Genomic DNA, 1324 nt, shown 5'->3' with positions numbered 1-1324 from the left:
CGAACCCGATCCCGCCCGAGCAGGGCGTTGCGACGACCTACGACCTGTCGTGGCAGGGCCTGCAGCCGCAGACGCGGTACCTCGGCGTCGTGCAGTACGGCGAGTCGAACGTGCAGACGGTCCTGACGGTCGACTCGGGTCAGGCGGCTCCGGTCAACGTGGAGGCGCCGACGATCTCGGGCACGCCGAAGCTCGGCCGCACCCTCACGGCGACCCCGGGCACGTGGGATCCCGCCGAGGTGACCACGGCGTTCCAGTGGCTGCGCGGCGGTGAGCCGATCGACGGCGCGACCTCGTCGACCTACCGGGTGAAGCGCGAGGACGTGGACGCTTCGCGCACGTCCGTGCAACCCCGCCCTCTGGGCTCCGCGACGCGGAAAAATGGACCCGTCCCCAAACCCCTCACCGAGGAGACCCATGCACGTCAACGCGTACGCGGCGAAGTCCGCCACCTCCCCGCTCGAACCGACGACGATCGAGCGGCGCGCGGTCGGCCCGGCCGACGTCCTGATCGACATCGCCTACGCCGGCATCTGCCATTCCGACATCCACACCATCCGCGGGGAGTGGGGCGAGGTGCCTTACCCGCTGACCGTCGGCCACGAGATCGTCGGCACGGTCGCCGAGGTCGGCTCCGACGTCACGAAGTACGCCGTCGGCGACCGTGTCGGCGTCGGCTGCATGGTCAACTCGTGCCGCGAGTGCGCGAACTGCCTCGCCGGCGAGGAGCAGTACTGCCTCAACGGCAACGTCGGCACCTACGCCGGCATCGACCGCGACGGCACCGTCACCCAGGGCGGCTACTCGGAGAAGATCGTCGTCGACCAGGACTTCGTGCTGCGCGTGCCCGAGTCGATCCCGTACGAGAAGGCAGCTCCCCTGCTGTGCGCGGGCATCACGACGTACTCGCCGCTGAACCACTGGAACGCCGGCCCCGGCAAGAAGGTCGCGATCGTCGGCCTCGGCGGGCTCGGCCACATGGCCGTCAAGATCGCGCACGCCATGGGCGCCGAGGTCACCGTGCTGTCGCAGACGCTCAGCAAGAAGGACGACGGCCTCGCGATGGGCGCCGACCACTACTACGCCACGAGCGACCCCGAGACGTTCGACAAGCTGAAGAACACGTTCGACCTCATCGTCAACACCGTCAGCGCGCCGCTCGACCTCAAGCAGTACCTCGGCACCCTGACTCTCGACGGCACCATGGTCAACGTCGGCGCTCCGCCGGAGCCGCTGCCGATCCAGGTCTTCACGCTGTTCACCAACCGCCGCTCGTTCGCGGGGTCGTCGATCGGTGGCATCCGCGAGACCCAGGAGATGCTCG

1 protein-coding gene is annotated in these 1324 nt (G+C 69.1%); it reads left to right on the top strand.

What is annotated here, in order from left to right:
• Window positions 1–417: 417 nt before the first annotated feature.
• On the top strand, window positions 418–1324 hold a 907-nt coding region (locus tag I5G_RS01890; protein WP_022877540.1), incomplete at its 3' end, for an NAD(P)-dependent alcohol dehydrogenase.

The organism is Microbacterium sp. B19 (assembly GCF_000333395.1).
Classification (GTDB): domain Bacteria; phylum Actinomycetota; class Actinomycetes; order Actinomycetales; family Microbacteriaceae; genus Microbacterium.
The sequence above is the reverse complement of the archived record's forward strand: the minus strand, read 5'-3'. Positions and strand labels throughout refer to the sequence as shown.